Genomic DNA, 5,623 nt, shown 5'->3' on the forward strand with positions numbered 1-5,623 from the left:
CGTTAGCAAGACAAACCGATTGACCGTTAACAATAACATCTATCCCTGCATAAATCGTTCCGCTTGCAAAAATATTACCGCTTGCATCAACTTTAAATTTTTCAACTCCGCCGACAGCTACGCCTAATAAAGAATTTGTCGAAGTCGCGCTACTTGGGTTTATAAAAATAGTGGAACTTGCAACTCCGGTTCCGCGCGATTCTCCTGTTAAATTTAAATTTCCAAAATTATTTGTTACTGGGACAAACCGGCCAGTTCCACCGTTTGATGAAGTATTTAATCCATCAAGTAAGTCGGCGTTAAAAGCATATCCGGCTGACCCAATTCTTACACGTGGAGCCAATTCGCTATCCGCACCAACTTTTACCCCAAGCCAATATTGATCGCTATTAAAATCAAGGGTTATAGAATTATCGCCATTGTCAGTATCTCCAATTAAAGTAGTGAAACTGCCACTTGTCACAGTAATTAATTTTGCCAAAGGTGTAGAGCAAGTTCCGCTTGCGACATATAAACAGTTCCCTCCGGTTGCGGAATCATAAAGCGTAAAGTACATACTGTAAGTCCCATTACTTGCGATTACCCCCATATCGTCTTGCAAGGTTCCACGAAAATTTAATGCCTTGTAAATACCTGTTGCCGCCTGTCCTGTAAGTGGCTCTAACCCAATTTTTAATACACTGATAAAAGCAATTAGTGCCAATATATTAAGAGCGCCAAAAACCACCGAGGCTATCCACCCCTTCATACCGCCGTTTAATTTGTGGTTTTTAACTACGCTCATATCAAAATTATTTTTTTGTTTTTCTTTTATTCTTAGATCCTAAATTTTTATCTTTCTCCATCTTAACTTTCTCTGTAATTATCCCCGACCTGGCCTTTGTTCTTGTATCTACATTTTTTGTTTTCAAATTTTTATATCCTGCTTTTTCAAAAGTTAAATAATAAATATTTCTACCAACCAAGAAAGCATATCTTCCTTTGCCGTCAGTGATTTGAGTTCCAAGTAATTTGTTGTACTCTGGTTCAAATAATCTAACAATCGCATTTCTGATTGGCTTACCGGTTTCTGCATCACGCACGATTCCCCATTTCTTAAATTTCGCAGGCCTGGCTAAACGTAGGAATAAAGCAAAGAGTGCGATATGCAATATAAGGAATAAACCTATTTTTACGTTCGGTGAGATGATAAACGAAACCGTCGTTAATACTATTCCGCTTAATGAAAGCCCAAATTGTAATCCTTTAAACGCACGTTTTAATATGAACTTACGAACAGATACTTTTTCATCAACCGGATCCATTGGAAAATTATATGTTATGGCCTGACCAACCTGTTTAACGTTAAACTGTTCTCCGTAATAAAGGTCTATAAATGCCTCGTCTTCTTTTTTGCCCTTCAAATATACAGAAGGAAATTTGAACCCAGATTTTGTTGAGGTCATTTTGAAAATACCTTTTGGTGAGAACAAAACATATCTACCTTGTCTATCGGTAACGATGGTTCGTAAAATTCTTTTTGTTTTTGTTTCAATTAAACGAATAATCGCTAAGTCAATTGGCAATTTCGTAAATGCATTGTAAACGATACCCCAGCCTTTTCTTTTTCTTCGTTTAAAAAATAAAAGTGGCTGTGTCAGAAGATATTGCAAATATGTCCAAAGATTTAAGAAAGGAATCGCAGTAGCCGCGTTAATAACAGCTACCGATACAAGGGTTGGCGCTGCTAAACCACTGTTTGCTTTTTCTACTGCAGGGTTTTGCGCAAATTGAATTATTTCTTCTTGGACAATTTTTCTTGTATAGTCAGTCTTTTCCGCAATATTTCGTGTAACCGCAATAACGTTTTCTGTAAGAGGAGCGCCTGGCGTTACTACATCTTCAAGTTTTTTTGGTTTTATAAGAAGCTCAAGCGATTGATTAACATAGTTTTTCGTCACATTAAACCTTGCTGTAATATTGTCGCGATAACCGTCTTTACTCATTTTTAAATAATACGTTCCATTCGGAACCAAGAATCCATAGCTTCCATCCGATAAAGTGACCATCGGATTTGACTGAAAATAATTAGATCCCGGCCAAATAATCCAAGAATTATTTTGCAGTTCATAAAGCGTTACATTTACTCCTGCTAATGGGGCAACTCCTTGATTAGTTGTTTCAAATATCATGCCCTTTTCTTTTATGCTTACTCCAAACAAAACAATCTGCTGACCATTGGCAAAAACAAAAGTTATTTCACCCTGATATGTTCCCGGTATGCCAGGTAATAAAATATCTGCATCATAAGCGGTCCCATCATTTCGGAGTTTAAGTAAATAGTTTGAATTACTTAGACGTAAAGTGATAAGTTCGACTTCCGCAGGAACATTTAATTGATCTACCGAAACACTAAGCGTTGTTCCTACAAGTGTTTCAATTGTATCGTTTGAATCGGAATAAATCTGAATTGTTCTTTGCGCTACAAAAAATGAAACAGCTCCAAGGTTTATGGATGGAATCTCAACCTCTGGGATTTCTTCTTCCTCTTCTACCGGGATTTCTTCTTCCAATGAAAACGGCGTACCTTTTGTTATGGCGCCAGAAGCATAATTCAAAGATGTGTCATAAGCAAATCCGCTGTAATAATAAGTCGTGCCATTGATAAGCTCTGTGTCAGTAAAAGAAACACCCGGACCAACATAGACTATTCTCCCCTCACGAATATTCCGCGGATATGTCTCTGTCAAAGCAACGATATAAACGCCTGCGTAATCAGGGTTTGTCGGATTCCGCCAAGTTAAAACATTCAAGCTGTCATCAGGTGTTGCAGTAAAGTTTTGAATGTTCGCTGGTGGAACTGTATCTGGTAAGGTTCTAAAAGTTCTTACTGTTGATTGCGCGGTATTCCCACTTGCATCTTGCGCAACAATATAAAATTCATAGACAACATTGGCGATAAGATTATTCAGTGTGTTGTTGTGTGATACAAGCAAATTGTCATCAACGAGGATGGAGTACGTAGTTGTTCCTTGTCGTCTATAAAAAATCCTTGATGTCGTCGCTTCGTTGGTAACCCATGTTATTGTCGCACTGTTATCGGTAACATTTATCACCTGAATGTTTGAGATTACCGGTGGGATTGTATCCAACGTTCTGAATGTTCGATCTGAAGATAAAGCAGTGTTGTTTGACGAGTCGGTTGAGGCAACCCGAAAATGATAAAGCGTGTCTGGAGTTAAGTTGCTTAATTGCATTTGATGCGACTTTACAAGAGTGCTTGATGTAATTGTTTTCCCATAACTGATCGTTTCGCCATAATCAACTCTGCTCGTAGAAGATTCGTTTGTATCCCAAAGCACAGTTGCGCTTGTTCCTGTTATATTTTCAACACGAATATTTGAAATTATCGGGGGAGTCGTGTCAGGTTCGGTTAACGTAGTGAAAGTATAGTCAGCAGAAACCGCCTCATTTGAGCTCGCATCTTTTGACTTTACTCGAAAGTGATACGTTGTTTGTGGAAGAAGATTGATTAAGTTTAGGCTGTGGCTCGTAACAAGCGTTGAACTTGAGACAGAAAGGCCATAAGCAATCGTGACCCCATAGTCTGTTAATGAATCGGATGCTTCGTTCGTGCTCCAGATAATCGTTGCACCCGTTATTGTTATGTTTATTGCGCTTACGCCAGAAATAACCGGAGGAGTCGTATCTGGTGGGATAGTTGGCTCGCCTCCACCACCAGGTTCTTCGCCACCGCCACCCTCTTCTTCTAGTGTTGAGCTCACTGCGGTAATAAAAAGCTCAATATCACCAGTCATCGTGTATTCGGTTGACGTACTTCTCGCTCCACCAAAATTTAAATCATAATCAACTACGCGGTAATTGCTAGAATCTAAGCTAGTAGCATTTACCGGATATATTATAAATAAAACAAGAGCAACTACCTGTAGCGCTAAAAATGCAACATTAATTTTTTTTCTAATCACTCTGCTCATACTTGTGGATAAGTGTTTTTTCAGCTGTTAATGACAGCCTCTTGTTTTTTTAAATCTTCTTCCGAAAGTCCAGGGTGCCCTGGACTTTCAGCCCCTTTTAGTAAAAAAATAAGGGCGAAAAGCCATAAAACAGAGTACCAAAACTCTATAAATGACTTTTCATCCCTCTTCTCTAAAAGTATTTCTAATAGTTATTATATCAAGAATTACATTATATGTCAATCAAGAATGCTAAATATATTTATTTAAATTTAGCCAAATTTTAAAAAATAAAAGTATCCTTCCACACCTGTGGATTTCTCTATGTCTAAGCTAGTCTTGACTTTTAAAGAATTATCCCCAATTTTATCCACATAACAAAAAATCCAAAAAATAGTTGTAAGTCCAATACGTCAGAGTACTTTTGACAGTAAAAAATAAGATATTAAAAAAATAAACTAATCATATATGATGCGCACTCTCTACTTATCCACAAAAAATATTAAAAGTGCGTATTGTGTAAAAAAAATGAAAAATAGACTACTTTTTATATGATTTTTTGTTATCTCGTCATAAATTTAAAAATCTATATTTTACGACGCATAATTTTATAAGCCTGCACTAAATTAAACCGTGAGAAAGAAGGATTGTTCACTCTTCTGTTTCACGTGAAACAATATAATAAAAAATATTTTAAAAAATAAAATTTTGGTGCTTTTTATATATAAAAATAAAAAGTAACCTCTGCTGTTTACAATTTATAAAAAAATTATAAACAAGTTATAAACAATTTATAATTTAGATTTTTTATCTAAAATTACGTTCTTTTACTAAATTTATAAAAAGTTATTAACAAAGAGCATAAAAAAATACTATAAACGAGTTCTGATATAGCGCCATTGTTTCACGTGAAACGTTAATTAACGATATCGTGTAGTAAGATAGTAGTGTAAATATAAAAAATAGTAGCCTTAGATCCTAACAAATTAAAAAATAACCGTCTGCTGGTTATTTTTTAGTAAATTTCTGTTATCACCAGTGCCCCCGACAGGAATCGGACCTGTAACTAGAGCTTAGGAGTCTCTCGTTATATCCATTTAACTACAGGGGCATAGGCCATAACAGGTAGAATTGTAGAGACATAAACTATGCTCTCGAGAGGAATCGAACCTCTATTTTAGGTTCCGGAAACCCATGTTCTATCCGTTGAACTACAAGAGCGAATACTAGAAATTATTTTTGTTTCACGTGAAACACGTGTCTATAAGTAACTAATGCATCTGCTATTACCTCTGGACCTAGGCAGAATCGAACTGCCGTCTCCGCAATGCGAATGCGGTGTGTTACCACTGTACCATAGGCCCACATGCAATAGTAGATACGCCACACTTGTTTATGGTTTTCAAAAACCTTGACAACGTCTTATTCATTGCGTCGCAAAATATTACTATATCTTCATCACAAACCTGTCTTCTCCCTATTTTATTTTATTTAAAGTCTTTGCGTCGCAAAATAAATAAAGCCTTCCTTACTTTTATCTTTGAAAAATACTTCTATCAGTGTAGCATAAATTTAATAAAAAATCAAGATCTTGTACAGTTAACCTTCAAGGGTTACACTTTTTAGGGTTAATGATAAAAATTTTTGATAAGGGGTTGTGCCATTCATGC

The 5,623-nt window shown here is 36.3% G+C and carries 2 protein-coding genes and 3 tRNA genes; all 5 read right to left on the reverse strand.

All coding sequences use genetic code 11. The features are described from left to right. Nucleotides 1-784 (reverse strand): hypothetical protein (locus COU51_04575; GenBank protein ID PIR66313.1); only part of this gene is annotated, 784 nt, incomplete at its 3' end. Between the two features lie 7 nt (nucleotides 785-791). Continuing rightward, complete coding sequence (locus tag COU51_04580) at nucleotides 792-3,974, reverse strand: hypothetical protein (GenBank protein ID PIR66314.1); 3,183 nt, start codon at nucleotides 3,972-3,974, stop codon at nucleotides 792-794. A 1,018-nt stretch (nucleotides 3,975-4,992) separates the two neighbouring features. Continuing rightward, nucleotides 4,993-5,064, reverse strand: a tRNA-Arg gene (locus COU51_04585). Nucleotides 5,065-5,102: 38 nt separating this feature from the next. Then, nucleotides 5,103-5,174, reverse strand: a tRNA-Arg gene (locus COU51_04590). A gap of 72 nt (nucleotides 5,175-5,246) precedes the next feature. Then, nucleotides 5,247-5,317 (reverse strand) — tRNA-Ala (locus COU51_04595). Between the last annotated feature and the right edge of the window lie 306 nt (nucleotides 5,318-5,623).

It is taken from the genome of Parcubacteria group bacterium CG10_big_fil_rev_8_21_14_0_10_36_14 (assembly GCA_002772895.1).
Lineage (GTDB): Bacteria > Patescibacteriota > Patescibacteriia.

Bases quoted from the DNA above. Each gene is read 5' to 3' on its own strand.
- COU51_04580 (PIR66314.1), bottom strand. From the start codon at position 3,974: ATGAGCAGAGTGATTAGAAAAAAAATTAATGTTGCATTTTTAGCGCTA.